The sequence below is a fragment of the Inquilinus sp. YAF38 genome (assembly GCF_052113205.1).
In the GTDB taxonomy this organism is placed as follows: Bacteria; Pseudomonadota; Alphaproteobacteria; order DSM-16000; family Inquilinaceae; genus Inquilinus.
On the sequence record NZ_JBFRCU010000051.1, the window covers coordinates 1 to 18,928 of the forward strand.

Here is an 18,928-nt window from a genome sequence, read left to right on the forward strand (position 1 = left end):
CCGTTCGGCGGCGGCCGCACCGGCGCGGCCTGGCGGGCGATGCTGCGCGATGCGCCGCAGCACCGCTCGCCCAATGCCGGCTGGCCCGAGGCGGCAATGGCCGGCGGCCTCGGCCTCGCCTTGGCCGGGCCGCGGCAGTATCACGGCGCGGTGGTGACCGACGCCTGGATGGGCGATGGCGGCCGGGCCGAGGCGACGCCGCGCGACATCCGCCGGGCTCTGGAGGTCACCAAAGGCGCCGGGGTGATCCTGATTCTTCTGACGGCGGCGACCGCCTTGATCCTGTAGCGCTAATTCTTACCGTCATCGCGAGGAGCGAAGCGACGCGGCGATCCAGAGATCGAGCCGCTGGATCGCCCTGCGAGGCTCGCGATGACGGATATAGTTTTGCGTCACCCGAGTGGTCAGGCGGACAGGCCGGCGATAGCAGCCAAGGCCGCCAGATCGAGATGCCGCTCCAGATGGTCGGCCAGCCCGTCCAGCGTGGCGTCGACCCTGGCGTCATAGGCCAAGCCGGCTTCGGCGCGCGGCCCGAAGCCGGCCAGGAAGGCGGCGCGGAAGCCATCGGCGGCGAACAGGCCGTGGACGTAGCAGCCCGCGACGCGGCCATCGGCAGAGACGGCACCGTCCGGCCGGCCGTCGAGGTCGAGCAGTGGCCGGGCCAAAGCCGGGCCCTCGGTGCGGCCGACATGCATCTCGTAGCCGCGGATCGCGGCACCGGTCGGAAGGTGGGTGCCGGCGACGGCGACCAGGCTCTTCTCCGGCGTCATCACGGTTTCGAGGTCGAGCAGGCCGAGCCCGTCGGCCGAGCCGGGCGGGCCGTCGATGCCGTCCGGGTCGTGCAGCCGGCGGCCCAGCATCTGGAAGCCGGCGCACAGGCCCAGCACCCGGCCGCCGCGCCGGACATGGGCGATCAAGTCGATGTCCCAGCCCTGGGCACGCAGGAAGGCGAGGTCGCCGATGGTCGATTTCGACCCCGGTAGCAGCACCAGATCGGCGTCGCCCGGCAGCGCCTCGCCGGGCGGCACCATCCGCACCGCCACATCCGGCTCCAGCCGCAGCGGATCGAGGTCGTCGAAATTGGCGATGCGCGACAGCACCGGCACGGCGATGGTGATGGCCCGGCCGCGCGGCGTCTCAATCTCGGCCAAGGCGTTGGCGTCTTCGGCCGGCAGAAGCGACGCCTGCGGCCAGTGCGGCACGATGCCGAGGCCGCGCCAGCCGGTACGGTCCTCGACGATGCGCATGCCGTCGGCGAACAGGGCGGCGTCGCCGCGGAAGCGGTTGATGATAAAGCCGCGGATCCGCGCCGCCTCTTCCGGCGCGATCACCGCATGGGTGCCGACCAGGCTGGCGATGACGCCGCCGCGATGGATGTCGGCGACCAGCACCACCGGCAAATCCGCCGCCTCGGCGAAGCCCATATTGGCGATGTCGCCGGCCCGCAGATTGACCTCGGCCGGGCTGCCGGCGCCCTCGACCAGCACCAGGTCGGCCCCGGCCGACAGGGACCGCCAGCTGTCCAGCACCGCGGCCAGCAGCTGCGGCTTATGGGCGGCGTAGTCGCGGGCCTTCAGCGTGGCGATGCGGCGGCCCTGGACGATGACCTGGGCGCCGGTCTCGCTCTCCGGCTTCAGCAGCACCGGGTTCATGTGGACGGTCGGGTCGACGCCGCAGGCGCGCGCCTGCAGCGCCTGGGCCCGGCCGATCTCGCCGCCATCCGCCGTGACCGCCGCGTTGTTCGACATGTTCTGCGGCTTGAACGGCCGCACCCGCAGGCCGCGCCGGGCGAACACCCGGCACAGCCCGGCGACGACCAGCGACTTGCCGACGTCGGAGCCGGTGCCCTGGATCATCAGGGCGGGCGGACGGCCCCCAGGGCCAGGGCCCATCAGAATTCGATCCCGGCCTGCGCCTTCACCCCGTCGCGGAACGGGTGCTTGATCTGCGTCATCTCGGTGACCAGGTCGGCGATCTCGATCAGCTCGTCCTTGGCGTTGCGGCCGGTGACGATGACATGGGTGTCCGCCGGCTTCTCGTCGCGCAGGAAGGCCACCACCTCGTCCACCGGCAGGTAGTCGTAGCGCAGCACGATGTTCAGCTCGTCCAGCAGCACGAGGCGGTAGGACGGGTCGCGGATCATCGCCTTGGCGGCCTCCCAGGCGGCGTGGGCGGCGGCGATGTCGCGCTCGCGGTCCTGCGTCTCCCAGGTGAAGCCCTCGCCCATCGCGGCGATGGTCACGAGGTCGGGGAACCGCTCCAGCACATGGCGCTCGCCGGTGTCCCAGCTGCCCTTGACGAACTGGACCACGCCGGTGCGGAAGCCGTGGCCGATCGAGCGCAACACCATGCCGAAGGCGGCGGTCGACTTGCCCTTGCCCTTGCCGGTGTGGACGATCAGCAGGCCCTTCTCGATGGTCTTGCCGGCCAGCATCCGGTCGCGCACCGCCTTCTTCTTCGCCATCTTCTCGGCGTGGCGGGCGTTGATCTCGTCCTCGGTCATGCCGTCGGTGTTCATCGGCCGGGCTCCTTCGTCAGCGTATTGAGCTCATGGTAGACGGCATTGGCGCGCGGCTGCCACAGGCCTCGGTCCAGCGCCTCCTGCAGCCGCTCCGCGATCTCGCGCGCCGCCGCCGGATTGGCCTGCTCCAGGAAGGCGCGGACCTCGGGGTCGCCGAGCATGGCGTCATAGACCAGGTCGAACTGGTGGTCGGCCACGGCGTCGGTGGTGGCGGCGAAGGCGAACAGATAGTCGACCGTCGCCGCCATCTCGAAGGCGCCCTTGTAGCCGTGGCGCATCACGCCGCGGATCCATTTCGGGTTGACCACCCGGGCGCGGACCACGCGGGCGATCTCCTCGCGCAGGGTCCGGATCACCGGTCGCTCGGGGCGCGAATGGTCGTTGTGCCAGACCGCCGGCCGGGCGCCGGACAGGTGATGGATCGCCGCCGCCAGCCCGCCCTCGAACTGGTAGTAGTCGTCGGAATCAAGCAAATCGTGCTCGCGGTTGTCCTGGTTGTGGACCACCGCCTCGACCCGCTCCAGCCGCCGGGCGAACAGGTCGTGCGCTGCCGCGCCCTCGGCACCGTCGCCATAGGCCCAGCCGCCCCATTCCAGATAGGCGCGGCCGAGATCGGCCTCGTCGCGCCACAGCTTCTCGTCGATCAGCGCCTGCAGCCCGGCGCCATAGGCCCCCGGCTTGGAGCCGAAGACCCGGAAGCCGGCGCGGCGGCGGGCCTCGGCCTCGGCCATCCCGCCTTCGACCAGCGCCGCGGTCTCGGCCCGCACCCGGGCGGCGAGCGGGTTCGCCTCCTCCGGCTCGTCCAGCGCGGCGACGGCACGGACGGCGCTGTCGAACAGGTCGATCTGGCTGGGAAAGGCGTCGCGGAAGAAGCCGGAGACGCGCAGGGTCACGTCGACCCGCGGCCGGCCCAGCACGCCCTCGGGCATCACCTCGAAGCCGGTGACGCGGCGGGATGCGGGGTCCCAGCGCGGCTGCACGCCGAGCAGCGCCAGCGCCTGGGCGATGTCGTCGCCGCCGGTGCGCATGTTGCTGGTGCCCCAGGCGCTCAGCGCCATGGTGCGCGGCCAGTCGCCATGCTCCTGCCGGTGCCGCTCGACCAAGAGGGAGGCGGATTTCCAGCCGAGATGCCACGCGGCCGGGGTCGGCACCGTGCGGCTGTCGACCGAGTAGAAGTTGCGGCCGGTCGGCAGCACGTCAAGACGGCCACGGGTCGGGGCGCCGGAGGAGCCGGGCTGGACAAACCGCCCGGCCAGGCCGCGCAGCAGCCCGTCGATCTCGGCCACGCCGGAGCGGTCGACGGCCGGGGCGACCGCAGCCGTGATTTCGGCGAGGACCGCGGCGGTGGCGGCCCACGCCGGTTCAGGCATCCGAGTGCCGGCGACCAAGTCCCGCGCGATCCCTTCCAGCCGCTCGACCGTGTCGCCATGGGTGCGCCAGCCCGCCTCCGACCCCAGCACCGCTGGGCGCGGCCCGGCCCAGACGTCGCCGAAGCGGCAGTCGAGCGGGTCGAAGCCGAGGCCGAGATCATTCGCCAAAGCGCGGATCAGCGAGGCGTCGCCGCCCTGCCCCGCCCCGCGCGGCACCCGTGTCAGTGCCACCAGCAGGTCGGTGCGCTGGTCGCCCTCCGGCGAGCGGCCGAAGATGTGCAGCCCGTCGCGGATCTGCATCTCCTTCAGCTCGCAGAGATGGTTGTCGATCTGCGCCAAAGCGGAGTCGGAATCGGCATCCGCCGCCACGCCGCAATCGCGGTCCAGGCCCGAGCTGCGGGCCAGGTCGAGGATGCGGTCGCGCAGATGGGCCAGCCTGCGCGGGTCCATGCCGGCGGCCTCGTAGTATTCGTCGACCAGCGCCTCGAGGTCCTTCAGCGGGCCGTAGCTCTCGGCCCGGGTCAGCGGCGGCGTCAGATGGTCGATGATGACCGCGGCGGCACGGCGCTTGGCCTGGGTGCCCTCGCCCGGGTCGTTGACGATGAAGGGGTAGAGATGCGGCACGGGGCCGAAGGCGGCCTCCGGGAAGCAGTCCTGCGACAGCGCCAGCGCCTTGCCCGGCAGCCATTCCAGGTTGCCGTGCTTGCCCATATGGACGATGGCCTGGGCGCCAAAGCCGCCGCGCAGCCAGGCGTAGAAGGCGAGATAGCCGTGCGGCGGCACCAGATCCGGGTCGTGATAGGTCGCCTGCGGGTCGATGTTGTAGCCGCGCGCCGGCTGCACGCCGATGACGACATGGCCGAAGCGGTGCACGGCCAGGCGGAAGGCATCGCCCTCGACGAAGGGATCGACCTCGGGCTCGCCCCAGCGAGTCGTCACGGCAGCCCGCACCGCCTCGGGCAGGGTGTCGAAGAAGGCACGGTAGTCGGTCAGGGGATAGGCCTCGCCGCCGGAGCGATCGGCCCGGTTCTCCAGCGCGTTGGTCGGCCCGGCGGTTACCCGCGCCATCAGCGCTGCCGCATCCTCCGGCACATCCTCCACGGCATAGCCGGCGGCAGCCAGGGCGCGCAGCACCTCGACCGTCCCGGCCGGGGTGTCGAGGCCGACGCCGTTGCCGAGCCTGCCGTCGCGGTTCGGGTAGTTGGCCAGGACCAGCGCGACCTTGCGCTCGGCCGCCGGCGTGCGGCGCAGCCCGGCCCAGGCGGCGGCGAGATCCGCCACGAAATCGATCCGGTCCGACACCGGGCGGTAGGACACCACGGTGCATTCGGTCAGAGGATCCCAGCGCGCCTCCGACTTGAAGGAGACTGCGCGGGTCAGCACCCGTCCATCGATCTCGGTCAGAGCGACGTTCATCGCCAGATCCTGGGCCGACAGGCCGCGGGTGCCGTCGCGCCACGCCGCCTCGGCGCCGCCGGCGAACACCACCTGCAGCACCGCGCAGTCCGCCGCGTCGAACGGCGTCGGCTGGGCCGGACCGCCGGGGCTGGACACGGCGAAGCTGGTGGCATTCAGGATCACCGCCGGCGGATGGCGGGTGAAGGCGTCGGTGATCAGCTCGGCCGAGACCGCGTCCTTGAGGCTGGAGACGAAGACCGGCAGCGGGTTCAGCCCACGGGCCCTGAGTGCTGCGACCAGCGCGTCGACCGGCGCCAGGTTTCCCGCTTGCACCAGCGCCCGATAGAAGACGAGGCCGATGACGGGGGCGGTGGTGGCGTCCCGCTCCCCTTCCCTGACGCTTTCCTTATGAGTCCCCCCTCCCCTTGCGGGAGGGGGTAGGGGGAGGGGGTTGTCGAGCGAAGGGCTCGGTATCGCCGGTCGGCCTTTGGACTGTGGCTCCTGCGGCGCGAACCCCCTCCCCCTATCCCCCTCCCGCGGGGGGAGGGGGGACTCGGTTTGTTCCCTCCACCGCTGCTCGATCTCGCCAAACGACGGATGCCGCAGGTCCGGCCAGTACAGCCCCGCCCGCAGCAGCGGCCGGGGCTCGGCCCAGGGCAGGTCGTGGCCGGCCAGGGTGGCGGCATAGGCCAGGAAGCTGCGGGCGTTCTCGATGCCGCCTTCGACCAGATAGCGCCACAGCCGCCCCCTGGCCTCTTTCGGCAGGGTCGAGAGGTCGTCGAGATCGGCATCCGGCTTGTCGTCGCCCGGCAGCACGGCCAGGGCGATGCCCTCGCGCCGGCAGGCGGCATGCACCTGCTCGATGCCGTAGCGCCAGTACCCTGCTCCGCCGAGCAGCCGCACCACCACCAGCTTCGCCCGGCTGACCACGTCGTCGACATAGGTGTCGACCGACAGGTTGTGGCCGAGCTGCAGCAGGTTCGCCAGCCGCAGCCGGGGGAAATCCTCGCCGAATCCGGACCGCGCGGCCGACAGGCAGGCGAGCTCAGTGTCCGCCGCGGTCAGCACGACGATGTCGCCCGGGCTCTGGCCCAGATCGACCGCCTCCGACCCGTCGGCGATGCTGCCCGGCCTGGTGGCGAGGAGATGCATCAGGCCGCCAAGGCCGCGGTGATGGCGGCACGGTCGAGGCCGCGTTCGCCGATCACCACCAGGGTGGTGCCGCGGGCCTCGTCGGCGCGCCAAGCGCGGTCGTAATAATGCTGGATGCGGCCGCCGACCGCCTGCACCACCAGGCGCATCGGCTTGCCCTCGACCGCGGCGAAGCCCTTCAGCCGCAGGATGTCGTGCGCCTCGATCACCGGCTTCAGCTTGCGCGCCAGGGCGTCCGCGTCGGCCACTGTGCCGAGGTCGACATGGAAGCTCTCGAAATCATCGTGGTCGTGCTCGTCCTCCGCATCGTGGTGGGAGGGGCGCGCCGCCAGGTCGTCCTCGGCCGCGGCGCCGAGGCCCAGCAGCACCGCGGCGTCGATGGCGCCGTGCCGGGCCTTGACCACCTTCACCCCCGGCCGCAGCTGCGCGGCCAAGTCGGACGACACCGTCGCCAGCCCGGACTCGTCCAGCAGGTCGGTCTTGTTCAGGATCACCATGTCGGCGCAGGCCAGCTGGTCCTCGAACAGCTCCTCCAGCGGGCTGTCATGGTCCAGCGCCTCATCGGCGGCGCGCTGGGCCGCCAATGCTTCCTCGTCCGGTGCGAAGCGGCCTTCCGACATGGCGGCGCCGTCGATCACGGTGATGACGCCGTCGACCGTCACCCGGGTGCGGATCTCCGGCCAGCCGAAGGCCTTCACCAGCGGCTTGGGCAGGGCCAGGCCGCTGGTCTCGATCACGATGTGCTCCGGCGGGTCGGCGCGGTTCAGCAGCTTCTCGATGGTCGGGATGAAGTCGTCGGCAACGGTGCAGCAGATGCAGCCATTGGCCAGCTCCACCACATCCTCCTCGCGGCAGGTGGCGTCGCCGCAGCTGCGCAGCAGGTCGCCATCCACGCCGACATCGCCGAACTCGTTGATGATCAGCGCCAGCCGGCGGCCATTCGCGGTCTGCAGCAGGTGGCGGATCAGCGTGGTCTTGCCGGCGCCGAGGAAGCCGGTGATGACGGTCGCGGGGATCTTGGCGGGCATTCGGGGTCCTCAGGCGGATTTCAGGGTCAGGGGAAGGCCGGCGGCGACGAAGACGACGGCGGGCACGGCGGCCGCCACGGCCTGATGCAGGCGCCCGGCATGGTCGCGGAAGGCGCGGGCCAAGGCGTTGTCGGGGACGATGCCGAGCCCGACCTCGTTCGACACCAGCACCACCGGGCCGGGCGGCACCGCGAGCCAGCGCACCAGCCGGTCGGTCTCGGCGGCGATGTCGCGGTCGGCATGCATGAGATTGGAGAGCCAGAGCGTCAAGCAGTCGACCAGCACGGCGCGGCCGGGGCCGGCCACCTGGCCGAGCGTCTCGACCAGGTCGAGCGGCGCCTCGACGGTGCGCCAGCGCGAGCCGCGCTGGGCCTGGTGGCGGGAGATCCGCTCCACCATCTCGGCGTCCCAGGCTTCGGCTGTGGCTAGATAGATACAGTCGCCGGGCTGGCTCTCGACCAACGCCTCGGCATGGCGGCTCTTGCCCGACCGGGCGCCGCCCAGCACCAGCGTCGCCGCCGGCAGCTCAGACATGGATCGGTCGATGCAACACGCCCTCGCCCCTCGCTCGGCCGGACAGGGCTTGGACGCCGGAGACGGCACCGGAGGCGCCGCGCATCCCGCGCCACCGGTTCACCCCGCCCGGCGGTTCGCACGCATCGCCTCGCCGGCAGGTCTCCTGGCTCGCGGGTCATCGCCTGCCTCCGCCTTCCCGGCCATCGGCCAGTGGCTGTCGGAGGTGGGCTCGCCGCCTACAGTTGCGGGGGCAGCCGCGGATCAGGCCTGAAAGACAGACCGTCCCGCGTTCCCTTTTCACCCCTCTGGCGTCCGCCTTCGGGGAACCGGTTGCGCGATGGCGGCACAGTAGGCGGCGCGGGACGCAGGGTCAATCGATGCCGATTGGATGTGGCGGGGGCTCAGGCCGCGGCGAGGCGCTTGCTGACCGCTTCGAGCACCAGGTGATGGGCCCGTTCGACGATGTCCTCCATCGACCGGGTCTTGGCGAACATGGAGGCGGCGCGCGCCCGGATCTCATCGCGCGTCGGCAGGGCCGGGAGATGCGCCTTGGCCAGCAGGTCCGCAGTCTTGTGCTGTGCGGTCGCCAGGGCGTCGCGGAGGTCGGCCAGGGTCGGGGCGTGTGCATGGGCCCGCGCCTCGTGCAGCGCCGCGGCGATGCGCTCGATCGGGAAGGTCGCCGCCAGCTCGGCCGCTGCGCGCTCGATGATCTTGGTGCCGAGCCGCTGCTCGTTGCGCAGTACGGCCTCGGGCGGGGTCTTGAGGTTCCAGACCACGCCGCACCAGGACAAGGCCTTCAGGATGTAGAAGGTCGGGTCGACCTCCCACCACCGGAAGCCCTGGCGCACGCTGCTCTGATAGGCGTGATGGTTGTTGTGCCAGCCCTCGCCCATGGTCGCCAAAGCGAGCAGCCAGTTGTTGCGGGAATCGTCGCCGGTGACATAGCGCTTCCGGCCATGCACATGGGCCAGCGAGTTGATGCAGAAGGTGCCGTGATAGACCAGCACCGTGCTCCAGACGAACCCGACCACCAGCCCGGGCCAGCCGCCGATCAGGAAGGTGATCGCGGCCAGGATGACGGCCGGGGTCAGCTCGTATTTGTGCAGCAGCATCAGCTCGGGGTAGCGCGCGAAATCGGCGATCTTGCTGAGATCCGTGGTGCGGTGGCGGGTCGAGAAGATCCAGCCGAGATGGGCATAGACGAACCCGCGATGCCGCGGCGAATGCACGTCCTGTTCGGTGTCGGAATGCAGGTGGTGGTGCCGGTGCTTGGCCGCCCACCACAGCGTGCTCTTCTGCGCCGTGCTCTGCGACAGGAAGGCCAGGATGAACTGGAACACCCGGCTGGTGGAATAGGCGCGATGGGCGAAATAGCGGTGGTAGCCGGCCCCGATCGCGAAGATGCGCAGGAAGTACAGCACCGCGCAGATCGCCACGGCCTGCCAGGTGACGCCGGTCCAGATCGCCGCGAAGCTGGCGAGATGGAGCAGGACGAACGGCACCGCCTCCGGATACAGGATGTCCTCGTGGTCGTGCGAGGCGTCGTCCGGATCGGTCCGCGGGATGCTCATGGGCTCCGTCATCTACTGGTGCATCGACCTCGACGAAGGGGCGCCGGGCGTCCCCTAGATAGGGATCGGTGCGCCGCCGTCAAGCGGAAGCAGCGCCGCGCACCGTCCGCAGGCGCTGGGCATAGACGTTGATCACCAGGGCCGCCAGCAGGATCAGTCCGCGGATCAGGATCTTCAGGAAGCTGTCGATGTCGACATGGTCCAGGCCGTTGTTCAGCACGCCCAGGATCAGCACGCCGATGATGGTGTTGCCGATGCCGCCGCGGCCGCCGAACAGGCTGGTGCCGCCGACCACCACCGCGGCGATGGCGTCGAGCAGGAAGGTGTCGAACTCGTTCTGCTGGGCGCTGCCGAAATAGGCCACGCCGAGCATGCCGGCGAGGCCGGAGCAGACCGCCGAGATCACCATCACCGCGCCGATGACGACCCGGACATTGACGCCGGAGAACTCGGCCGCCTCGCGGTTGCCGCCGACCATGTAGACGTAGCGGCCGAAGCGCGTATAGGTCAGCACCAGATGGGCGACCAGCAGCGTGATTCCCGCCACGATCACGATCCACGGGATGCCGCCGATCGAGCCCGACCCGAGCATGACCAGGAACGGCGGCACGGCATAGGCGATCTGGCCGCGCACCAGCATGGCGCAGATGCCCGCGCCGATCTGCATCATCGCCAGCGTCATGATGAAGGACGGGATGCCGATCCGGGTCACGCCGAAGGCGTTGATCAGGCCCAGCGCCGCGCAGCTGGCCAGCGCGATGACGATCGCGGCCCAGCCCGGCAGCGGCACATTGGCGATGTTCACATAGGATTCCTGCAGCGTGAAGAAGGCGACCACGATGCCGGCGGCGTTGGCGATGGCGGCGACCGACAGGTCGATCTCGGCGCACAGGATGACGAAGGTCAGGCCGACGGCGATGATCGCGGTGACCGACACCTGGTTCAGGATGTTGCTGAAATTGTCGACCGTCAGGAAGGATGGGCTGGCGACGCCGAAGAACACCAGCAGGGCGATCAGCGTGATGAAGGGCGCGATGTTGCGCAGCTGGCTGCCCAGCATGGCGCCGAGCCGGCTTCCGGCGCTGCGGGTCGGTGTGGTCTGCGCATCCATCAGGATTCCGCCCCTATCGTGCCAACGATCTGAAAGATGAATTCGTCATGGCGAGCCCCGCAGGGGCGTGGCCATCCAGCGGCACCGCCCTCTGGATGGCCACGTCGCTTCGCTCCTCGCCATGACGGGGAAGGGCTGGAGAGTCGATCTCACAGCCCGTTGATCTCACATACAGAGAGATGGTCCGCATTTCTGTCACGCCGCCTCGAGCAGGCGGTCCTTGCTGACCGTGCCGTCCGCGAATTCTCGGGCGATCTGGCCTTTGCGCATCACCAGGATGCGGTCGGCCAGCGCCAGCACCGTCTCGGGCTCGGCCGAGACCACCACGACGCCGATCCCCTGGTCGCGCAGGCCGCGGACGATGCCGACCACATCCTCCTTGGCGCCGACATCCATGCCGCGGGTCGGCTCGCTGAGGATCAGCACGCGCGGCGGGTAGGTCAGCCACTTGGCTAGCGCCACCTTCTGCTGGTTGCCGCCCGACAGGGCGCCGAGCTCGGCATCGACATGCGGGGTGCGGATGCGCAGCGAATCGACATGCTTGCGGGCGATGACACGCTCGGATTCCGGCTTCAACAGCCAGCGCGAGATCCGGCCGAGGATGCTGATCGAGACGTTCTTGTAGATCGGCTCATGGTGGAACAGCATCGCCCGCCGGCTTTCCGGCACGAAGGCGATGCCGGCCCGCCGGGCCTTGGCGGTGGTGGACAGCCGCACCGGCTGCCCCGCGACGGAGATCCGGCCGCTGTCGGACGGCAGCTTGCCGAACATGGTGCGCGCCAGCTCGAGCTGGCCGCAGCCCATGAAACCGTAGATGCCCAGCACCTCGCCGGCCCGTACCTCGAGCGAGATGTCGCGGTAGCGGCCGGCCAGCGACAGCCGGTCGACCGACAGCACCACCGGATGGCCGGGCTTCGGATCGAGCCGGAACTCGCCGGTGTAGCTTTCCTCCAGCTCGTCATGGCCGGTGCCGATCATGCGGTCGATCAGCATCATCTTGTCGGTCCCGGCCGCCGCGGCGGTCATGACGCGCTGGCCGTTGCGGAACACCGTCACCGAATCGGAGATTTTCAGGATGTCGTCGAGGAAATGGGAGATGAAGACAAAGCTGCGCCCCTCGTCGCGCAGCCGCCGCAGCACGCCAAACAGCCGCTCGATCTCCGGCGGCGACAGTGCGGAGGTCGGCTCGTCCAGGATGATGATGCGGGCGCCGGAGAACAGCACCCGGGCGATCTCGATCAGCTGCTGCAGCCCGATCGGCAGCGCGCCGGCCGCTGTGCGCGGGTCGAGATCGATGCCGAGCCGGCGCAGCTGCTCCCCCGCCGCGCGGCGCATGCCGGCCCAGTCGACCAGGCCGAGCTTGGTCAGCGGCTGCGAGCCGAGGAACACGTTCTCGGCCACGCTGAGGTCCGGCACGATGCTCAGCTCCTGATGCACCATGCCGACACCGGCCGCCAGCGCGTCGCGGGCCGAGCGGAAGCGGACCTCCCGCCCGTCGATCTGCATCCGGCCTTCATACCCGGAATGCACGCCGGCGATGATCTTCATCAGGGTCGACTTGCCGGCGCCGTTCTCGCCGACCAGGCCATGGATCTCGCCGGCCTTGAGCGCGAAGTCGACATCCCGAAGGGCCCGGACGCCACCGAACGCCTTCGAGATGCCGCTGAGCTCGAGCACAGGGGTCTGGGTCATCGTCCGGGTCTGTCCACTGCTGTCCGGCCGAGGGTTCGCCCCAAGCCCCCATTGTCATTGCCGGGCTTGACCCGGCAATCCAGAGGGTCTCGACATCCTCTGGATGCCCGGGTCAAGCCCGGGCATGACAGTCTAAAGTTGCGACGTTGGATCCAGAGTCGACCGGCTGTTTGCATGTCTCGCTCGACCGGACCCCGCGATCAGATCAGGAAGTGATCCTGCATCCACTGCATCCCGGCCGCGTTCGCCTTGGTCACGACCGGACCGTCGGTGACCACGGATTTCGGAATGCCCTCCCCGCTCTTCTCGCCGGCCGTGACCGCCGCGACCCCGGCGATCACCGCACCGCCATGGATCCGGCAGGACGGGTTGCGCACGGTGGCGAACATGCGGCCTTCCGCCACCGCCGAGATCGCCGGCGGCATGGCATCGACGCCGCCGATCAGGATGTCGGTCCGGTTGTGGGCCTTCATCACGTTGTAGGCGGCCAGCGCCATGTCGTCATTGTGGAAGAACGCGGCGCTGATCTTCGGATACTTGGTCAGGTGGGTTTCCCACAGCCGCGCCGTCTTCGACACGTCCCAGTCGGCGGGGTCGGTGTTGAGCACCTCGATCTTCGGATACTGCTTGACCACCGAGTCGAAGCCGCGCGCCCGGCCCTGCGCCCCGGTGTGGCCGAGGGCGCCCTGGGTCATGATGATGGTGCCCTCGCCCTTGATCGCCGAGCACAGGGCCTGGGTCACCGAAGCGCCCATGAACTCGTTGTCCGGGGCTAGGAAGGAGTGGACGTTGAGCTGATCCAGCGGCGCGATCAGCGTGTCCATGTCGATCACCGGGATGCCGGCATCGATCATCTTCTGCACCGGCTGAGTCAGGGTGCCGATGCCGAAGGCCTGGATCGCCACGAAATCCCATTTCTGGGACGCCATGTTGTCGATCGCGCTGCGCTGCTTCGGCGCCGCCAGCTCGCCGTCGAACCAGGTGATCTCGACATTGAACAGCTTGCCCCAGAATTCCGCCGCCTGCTTGCCCTGGGCGCACCAAGTGGCCTGCAGCCCGGCGTTGGAGAAGGCCGCCTTCAGCGGCTTTTCGGACCGGCCGGCAGCTTCCGCCGCCTGGGCCGCCATCTTGAAATCCAGCCCGCCGAGCGCGGCTGCCGCGCCGGCCGTGGCCGCAGCGGCCATAATGAAATCGCGCCGGCTGCGATGCTCGCGGTCGCCCATGAACGTCCTCCCAAATCGTGCTRTCGAAACACAGTCACCCGGGGCTTCTTCCGAGCCCCGGCGAAACTCTGGCAGTGGTCGGGAGGCGACGCAACGGCTATTTGTCAGACAGATTGATCCGCACCTTGTTCTGCCCGACGCGGGCCGCCAGGACGGAGAAAGCGGGCGCCGGTTCCTCCGCCGCGGCCCGGTTGGCCAGGCGGAGATAGCGCAGCGGGAAGCAGATCGCCTCGACGTTGGCGGCGCTGACCCCGGCCGGGCGCCGGGCATCGGCGACAAGACCCGATTCCGCCTTCGCCAGCGCCTGGTCGATCTCGTCGACGCTGAGCAGGCCCTTGTCCCGCAGCGCCGTCATCAACGCCGTCATCGCGGCGTAGACACCTTCGAGCTGGAGATTGGCGGTGTTCATCTGGCACTCCCGGGCTGGACGGCACTGTTTTCGACTATAGCGCCAAATAGCGCTCCCGGGTTCCCTCGGCTGCGGCCAACTCGGCGCTGCTGCCGGTCCACACCACCCGCCCCTTCTCGATCACGGCGTGGCGCTGGGCCAGGCGCAGCAGAGCGTCGAGGGTCTTGTCGACGATCAGGATCGACTGGCCCTCGCCCTTCAGCCGGTCGAGGCAGCTCCAGATCTCGGCCCGGATCAGCGGCGCCAGCCCCTCGGTCGCCTCGTCCAGCACCAGCAGCTTCGGGTTGGTCATCAGCGCCCGGCCGATCGCCAGCATCTGCTGCTCGCCGCCGGACAGCTGTCGGCCGCGGTGCCGCCGCCGCTCCACCAGCCGCGGAAAGACGGCGTAGACCCGGTCCAGCGTCCAGGGCGCGGCACGGTGGAAACGGTCGGCGGCGGTGGCGACCAGGTTCTCCTCGACCGTCAGGGTCGGGAAGATCTGGCGGCCCTCCGGCACCAGCCCGATGCCGGCCTGGGCGATGCGGTAGGGCGGCAGGCCGGTGATGTCGGATCCCTCGAAGCGGATGCGGCCGGCACCAGGGCGCAGCAGGCCCAGCAGGCTGCGGATGGTGGTGGTCTTGCCCATGCCGTTGCGGCCGAGCAGGGTCGCGATCTCCCCCGCCGCCACGGTCAGGGAGATGCCGAACAGCACCTGGGCGCCGCCATAGCCGGCCTCCAGCCCCTCGATCTCCAAGAGCGCGCTCACGCCGTCTCCTCGCCGAGATAGGCGGCGCGGACCTCCGGGCTGGCGCGGATCTCGGCCGGCGTGCCGGTGGCGATGACGCGGCCGTAGACCAGCACCGAGATGCGGTCGGCCAGGGCGAAGACCGCACTCATGTCGTGCTCGACCAGGATCATCGGCAGCGTGCCGGCCAGGCCGCGCAGCAGTTCGACCAGCCGCGCCGTCTCCTCGCGCCCCGTGCCGGCCATCGGCTCGTCCAGCACCAGCAGCTTCGGCTCCAGCGCCAGGGCCATGGCGAGCTCGAGCTGGCGCTTCTCGCCATGGCTCAGCGCCGCCGCCGGCACATCGCCACGGGTGCCAAGCCCGGTGCGCTGCAGCAGCGCCCGGGCCGCCGCGTCGATCTCGCGGTCGCGGCCGACCGGGCGGACGAAGCGGAAGCTGGAGCCGCGCCGGCGCTGCACCGCGGTCGCCACGTTCTGCAGCGTGGTGAAGCTGGGCAGCAGGCGGGCGATCTGGAAGGTCCTGGCCAGGCCGCGCTGGGCCCGGCGATGCGTCGGCAGGCGGGTGATGTCCTCGCCGAAGAAGCGGATGGTGCCGGCATCGGGCACCAGCCGGCCGCAGATCTGCTGGATCAGCGTGGTCTTGCCGGCGCCGTTCGGGCCGATCAGAGCATGGATCTCGCCGGGCCGGACGTCGAAGCCGACGCCGTCGGTGACGGTCAGGGCGCCGAAGCGCTTGCACAGGCCCTCGACTTGCAGGACCGGATCAGTCATGCCAGACCTTCCCGAGCAGGCCGCCCAGCCCGCCGCGCAGGAACAGCACCACCAGGATCAGCAGCGGCCCGAAGATCAGCCGCCAATGCTCGGTGACGTCGGACAGCAGCTCCTCGGCCAGCAGGAAGGCGGCGGCGCCGACGATGGCGCCGTGCAGGCTGCCGATGCCGCCCAGCACCACCATCACAATCAGCTCGCCCGAACGCTGCCAGGACATGTAGGCCGGGCTGACGAACTCGGCCTGGACCGCCAGCAGCGCCCCGGCCAGGCCGGCGATCGCCCCGGCGATCACCGTGGCGGCCAGGCGGTAGGCGAAGGGGTCGTAGCCGAGGGCGCGCATCCGCTCCTCATCCTCGCGGCAGCCGCGCAGCACCCGGCCGAAGCGCGACCGGGTGACGGCACGGCACAGCGCCCAGGCGGCGACCAGCAGGAGCAGGACGATGTAGTAAAAGGCTGACCGGTCGTTCAGCCAATTGAAGCCGGCCAGCAGCGGCCGCGACCACAGCGTCAGCCCGTCGTCGCCGCCATAGGCGGACAGGCTGGTCATGGTGAAATACGCCATCTGGCCGAAGGCCAGAGTGATCATGATGTAGTGCACGCCGCGGGTCTTCAGCGACACCGCGCCGGTCAGGGCCGCGAAGACCGCCGCCGCCAGCATCGCCGCCGGCAGCAGCAGCAGCCCCTCCTCGAGCCCCGCATCCATCAGGATGCCGACGGCATAGGCGCCGAGGCCGATGAAGGCGGCATGGCCGAAGGAGACCAGCCCGCCATAGCCGAGGATCAGGTCCAGGCTGACCGCGGCGATGGCGAAGATCATGATCCGGCCCGCCACGGTCAGCGGATAGGTGCCGCCGAGCAGCGGCGCCACCACCGGCACCAACGCCAGCACGGCGAAGATCAACAGTGCCGGCCAGACCGAGCGCAGCACCGATCGGGATGCGCCGATATCCGCTGTGGTCATCGCGTCACTGGCCATGGGCGGGGAACAGCCCCGCCGGGCGCCAGAACAGGATCACGGCCATCAAGAGGTAGATCAGCATCGAGGCCAGCGCTGGCCCGACCTGGTTGGCCGAGGCCGGCGCCAGCACCAGCCGGAACAGGTCGGTGGCGAAGGACCGGCCCAGCGTGTCGACCAGCCCGACCAGCAGCGACGCCATGAAGGCGCCCTTGATCGAGCCGATGCCGCCGATGACGATGACGACGAAGGCCAGGATCAGGAAGTTGTCGCCCATGCTCGGCTCGACCGCGAAGATCGGCCCGGCCAGGGCGCCGGCGAAGCCCGCCAGCATGGTGCCGACGCCGAACACGATCATGAACAGCCGGCGGATGTTCACTCCCAGCGCCGAGACCATGTCGGCATTGCTGGCCCCGGCCCGGACGCGCATGCCGACGCGGGTGCGCGCGATCAGGATCCAGAGCAACAAGGCGACGCCGAGCCCGGCCGCCAGCACGGCGAGGCGATAGACCGGGTACAGCAGCCCCGGCATCAGCGCGATCGACCCCGACAGCGCCTCCGGCATCGGCATGCTCAGCGGCGACGAGCCCCACAGCGCCCGCACCGCCTCGTTGAAGAACAGGATCAGCCCGAAGGTGGCCAGCACCTGGTCGAGATGGCTGCGGCCATAGAGGTGCCGGAACACCAGCACCTCCAGCATCAGGCCCAGCAGCAATGCGGCCGCCAGGGCCAGCAGCAGGGCCAACAGGAAGTGGCCTGTCAGCCCATAGAAAGCGACGGCGAAATAGGCGCCCAGCATGTACTGCACGCCATGCGCCAGGTTGATGAAGTCCATCACCCCGAACACCAGCGTCAGCCCTGCCGCGATCAGGAACAACAGCACGCCGAGCTGCAGCCCGTTCAGGGCCTGGACGACCAGGAGGGTGGTGCTCATGGGGCTGCCCCCCTCCCCCCATTCCCTATTCCGTCATCCCCGCGAAACCGGGGATCTCGTCCCAGACCGGTCGGAAAGAGATTCCCGCTTTCGCGGGAATGACGATGTGGAGAATCGGGAAAGCTCTGGAAAATCCTGACGAGCGGTAATGGAAAGCGTCCGTCCACAGGCATCCGCCCTTCCGCTCAATCCATCTTGCACTGGTCGGCGTAGGCGTCGCCGTAGTGCGGGAAGACGGTCTCGACCCGGCTGGTGACGAACTTGCCGTCGTCGMGCTTCACCACCTCGGTCAAATAGAAGTCCTGGATCGGGAAGTTGTTCTTGTTCCAGGCGAAATCGCCGCGGACGCTGGTCCATTTCGCGTCGCGGATGGCGGTCTTCAGCGTCTCCGCGTCGGTCTTGCCGCCGGCCTGGCGGATGGCGGCGTCGATCAGCTTGGCGGCGTCATAGCCGTTGGCGGCGTAGAGCGCCGGGGCGTAGCCGTATTCTTTCTCGAAGGCGGCGACGAAAGCCTTGTTGGCGGGGTTGTCGAGGTTCGGCGCCCATTGCGCCCCGGCGAACAGGCCGAGCGCCGCGTCCTTGGTGGCCGGCAGCGTGGTCTCGTCGACGGTGAAGGCGGACAGGAACGGGATCCGGTCGGCCAGGCCGGCCTGGCGGTACTGCCGCACCAAATTGACGCCGGAGCCGCCGGGCATGAACACGTACACCGCCTGCGGCTCGGCCGCCGCGATCTTCGCCAACWCGGCCGAGAAATCCTGCTGGTTGACCTGGGTGTAGATCTCCTCGACCACCTCGCCCTTGTAGTGGCGCTTGAAGCCGGCCAGCGCGTCCTTGCCGGCCTGGTAGTTCGGGGCGATCAGCGCGACCTTGGCCCACCCTTTGTCCTGGGCGTATTTGCCCATGACCTCGTGGTTCTGGTCGTTCTGGTAGGAGACCGAGAAGAAGTACGGGCTGCAGCCCTTGCCGGCCAGCGGCGACGGCCCGGCATTGGCGCTGATCAGGATCTTCTCGGCGTCGGTCACCGGCTTGGCAACCGCCATCATGACGTTGGAGAAGACGACGCCGACGACGATGTCGACCTGGTCGCTTTCCAGCAGCTTGCGCACCTTGTTGACGGCGATGTCGGGCTTCAGCTCGTCATCCTCGACCACCACCTCGGTCGGCAGCCCGCCGAGCGTGCCGCCCAGCTCCTTGACCCCGAGCTGGAAGCCGTCGCGCATGTGCTGCCCCAGCGCCGCCGGCGGGCCGGAGAGCGTGGCCATGAAGCCGATCTTGAGCTTGCCCTCCTCGGCCTGCGCACCGAGCGGCAGGGCCGCCGTCATCAGCGCGGCCATCAGCAGGGCCGGAACGCGTCTCGCCATGATGCTCTCCCCCGTTTCTTGTCGAGCGCCGGCAGTGGGCCGCCGATCGCGCCGCCAGTCTTTCACGCGCCTCCGTCGGGCGGAAGCGATTGGATCCATCTAATCATGAAATGCTTTAAGGTTAAAACAGATTCAGGCCGGGTTGCGCCTGCGGTCGGCGGGGCTATGGTCGCAGCATGCCGAAGCGAACGAA

Annotated in this window: 16 protein-coding genes and 1 riboswitch; of the genes, 1 reads left to right on the forward strand and 15 read right to left on the reverse strand. The window is 69.7% G+C overall.

Annotation, left to right across the window (positions count from 1 at the left end; all coding sequences use genetic code 11):
- The coding region (locus AB4Z01_RS21510) for a cobalamin biosynthesis protein (protein WP_441697365.1) at nt 1–288 on the forward strand (288 nt) is incomplete at its 5' end.
- Between the two features lie 116 nt (nt 289–404).
- Here the strand turns inward: AB4Z01_RS21510 and AB4Z01_RS21515 are convergent.
- The 15 genes from AB4Z01_RS21515 to AB4Z01_RS21585 all read right to left on the reverse strand — a co-directional run bounded on the left by AB4Z01_RS21515 (nt 405) and on the right by AB4Z01_RS21585 (nt 18,735).
- The gene (locus AB4Z01_RS21515) at nt 405–1,892 is read right to left on the reverse strand and encodes a cobyric acid synthase (RefSeq protein WP_441697368.1); all 1,488 of its coding nucleotides are present in this window, start codon (nt 1,890–1,892) and stop codon (nt 405–407) included.
- On the reverse strand, nt 1,892–2,518 hold the full coding sequence (cobO, locus tag AB4Z01_RS21520; RefSeq protein WP_441697371.1) for a cob(I)yrinic acid a,c-diamide adenosyltransferase: 627 nt from the start codon (nt 2,516–2,518) through the stop codon (nt 1,892–1,894). Before cobO ends, AB4Z01_RS21515 begins: the two co-directional genes overlap by 1 nt.
- Nucleotides 2,515–6,441 (reverse strand): cobaltochelatase subunit CobN, encoded by a 3,927-nt coding sequence (gene cobN, locus AB4Z01_RS21525; protein ID WP_441697374.1) that lies wholly within the window; start codon nt 6,439–6,441, stop codon nt 2,515–2,517. Before cobN ends, cobO begins: the two co-directional genes overlap by 4 nt.
- The gene (gene cobW / locus AB4Z01_RS21530; RefSeq protein WP_441697377.1) at nt 6,441–7,469 is read right to left on the reverse strand and encodes a cobalamin biosynthesis protein CobW; all 1,029 of its coding nucleotides are present in this window, start codon (nt 7,467–7,469) and stop codon (nt 6,441–6,443) included. The genes cobN and cobW overlap by 1 nt, the downstream gene beginning before the upstream one ends.
- 9 nt (nt 7,470–7,478) lie before the next feature.
- Entirely contained in the window at nt 7,479–8,003 is a 525-nt protein-coding gene (gene cobU / locus AB4Z01_RS21535; RefSeq protein WP_441697380.1) for a bifunctional adenosylcobinamide kinase/adenosylcobinamide-phosphate guanylyltransferase, read from the reverse strand.
- Nucleotides 8,004–8,121: 118 nt separating this feature from the next.
- A riboswitch (cobalamin riboswitch) is annotated at nt 8,122–8,331 on the reverse strand.
- A gap of 55 nt (nt 8,332–8,386) precedes the next feature.
- Nucleotides 8,387–9,556, reverse strand: a complete 1,170-nt coding sequence (locus tag AB4Z01_RS21540; protein ID WP_441697383.1) for an acyl-CoA desaturase — start codon at nt 9,554–9,556, stop codon at nt 8,387–8,389.
- A gap of 79 nt (nt 9,557–9,635) precedes the next feature.
- Entirely contained in the window at nt 9,636–10,667 is a 1,032-nt protein-coding gene (locus AB4Z01_RS21545; protein WP_441697386.1) for an ABC transporter permease, read from the reverse strand.
- A gap of 195 nt (nt 10,668–10,862) precedes the next feature.
- Nucleotides 10,863–12,359, reverse strand: coding sequence for a sugar ABC transporter ATP-binding protein (locus AB4Z01_RS21550; RefSeq protein WP_441697389.1), 1,497 nt, complete (start codon nt 12,357–12,359; stop codon nt 10,863–10,865).
- Between the two features lie 200 nt (nt 12,360–12,559).
- Entirely contained in the window at nt 12,560–13,582 is a 1,023-nt protein-coding gene (locus AB4Z01_RS21555; protein ID WP_441697391.1) for a sugar ABC transporter substrate-binding protein, read from the reverse strand.
- 97 nt (nt 13,583–13,679) lie between these two features.
- Nucleotides 13,680–13,991 carry a hypothetical protein gene (locus AB4Z01_RS21560; protein ID WP_441697394.1) on the reverse strand — a complete coding sequence of 104 codons (312 nt, stop codon included), beginning with the start codon at nt 13,989–13,991 and terminating at the stop codon, nt 13,680–13,682.
- A 34-nt stretch (nt 13,992–14,025) separates the two neighbouring features.
- Nucleotides 14,026–14,736 (reverse strand): ABC transporter ATP-binding protein, encoded by a 711-nt coding sequence (locus AB4Z01_RS21565; RefSeq protein ID WP_441697396.1) that lies wholly within the window; start codon nt 14,734–14,736, stop codon nt 14,026–14,028.
- Nucleotides 14,733–15,485, reverse strand: coding sequence for an ABC transporter ATP-binding protein (locus AB4Z01_RS21570; protein ID WP_441697399.1), 753 nt, complete (start codon nt 15,483–15,485; stop codon nt 14,733–14,735). Before AB4Z01_RS21570 ends, AB4Z01_RS21565 begins: the two co-directional genes overlap by 4 nt.
- A complete protein-coding gene (locus tag AB4Z01_RS21575) occupies nt 15,478–16,446 on the reverse strand; it encodes a branched-chain amino acid ABC transporter permease (protein ID WP_441697402.1) in 969 nt (322 codons plus the stop codon). The genes AB4Z01_RS21570 and AB4Z01_RS21575 overlap by 8 nt, the downstream gene beginning before the upstream one ends.
- A 4-nt stretch (nt 16,447–16,450) precedes the next feature.
- Nucleotides 16,451–17,374 (reverse strand): branched-chain amino acid ABC transporter permease, encoded by a 924-nt coding sequence (locus AB4Z01_RS21580; protein WP_441697404.1) that lies wholly within the window; start codon nt 17,372–17,374, stop codon nt 16,451–16,453.
- Between the two features lie 185 nt (nt 17,375–17,559).
- Nucleotides 17,560–18,735: an ABC transporter substrate-binding protein gene (locus tag AB4Z01_RS21585; RefSeq protein WP_441697407.1), complete on the reverse strand. Its 1,176-nt coding sequence runs from the start codon at nt 18,733–18,735 to the stop codon at nt 17,560–17,562.
- Nucleotides 18,736–18,928 lie beyond the last annotated feature (193 nt).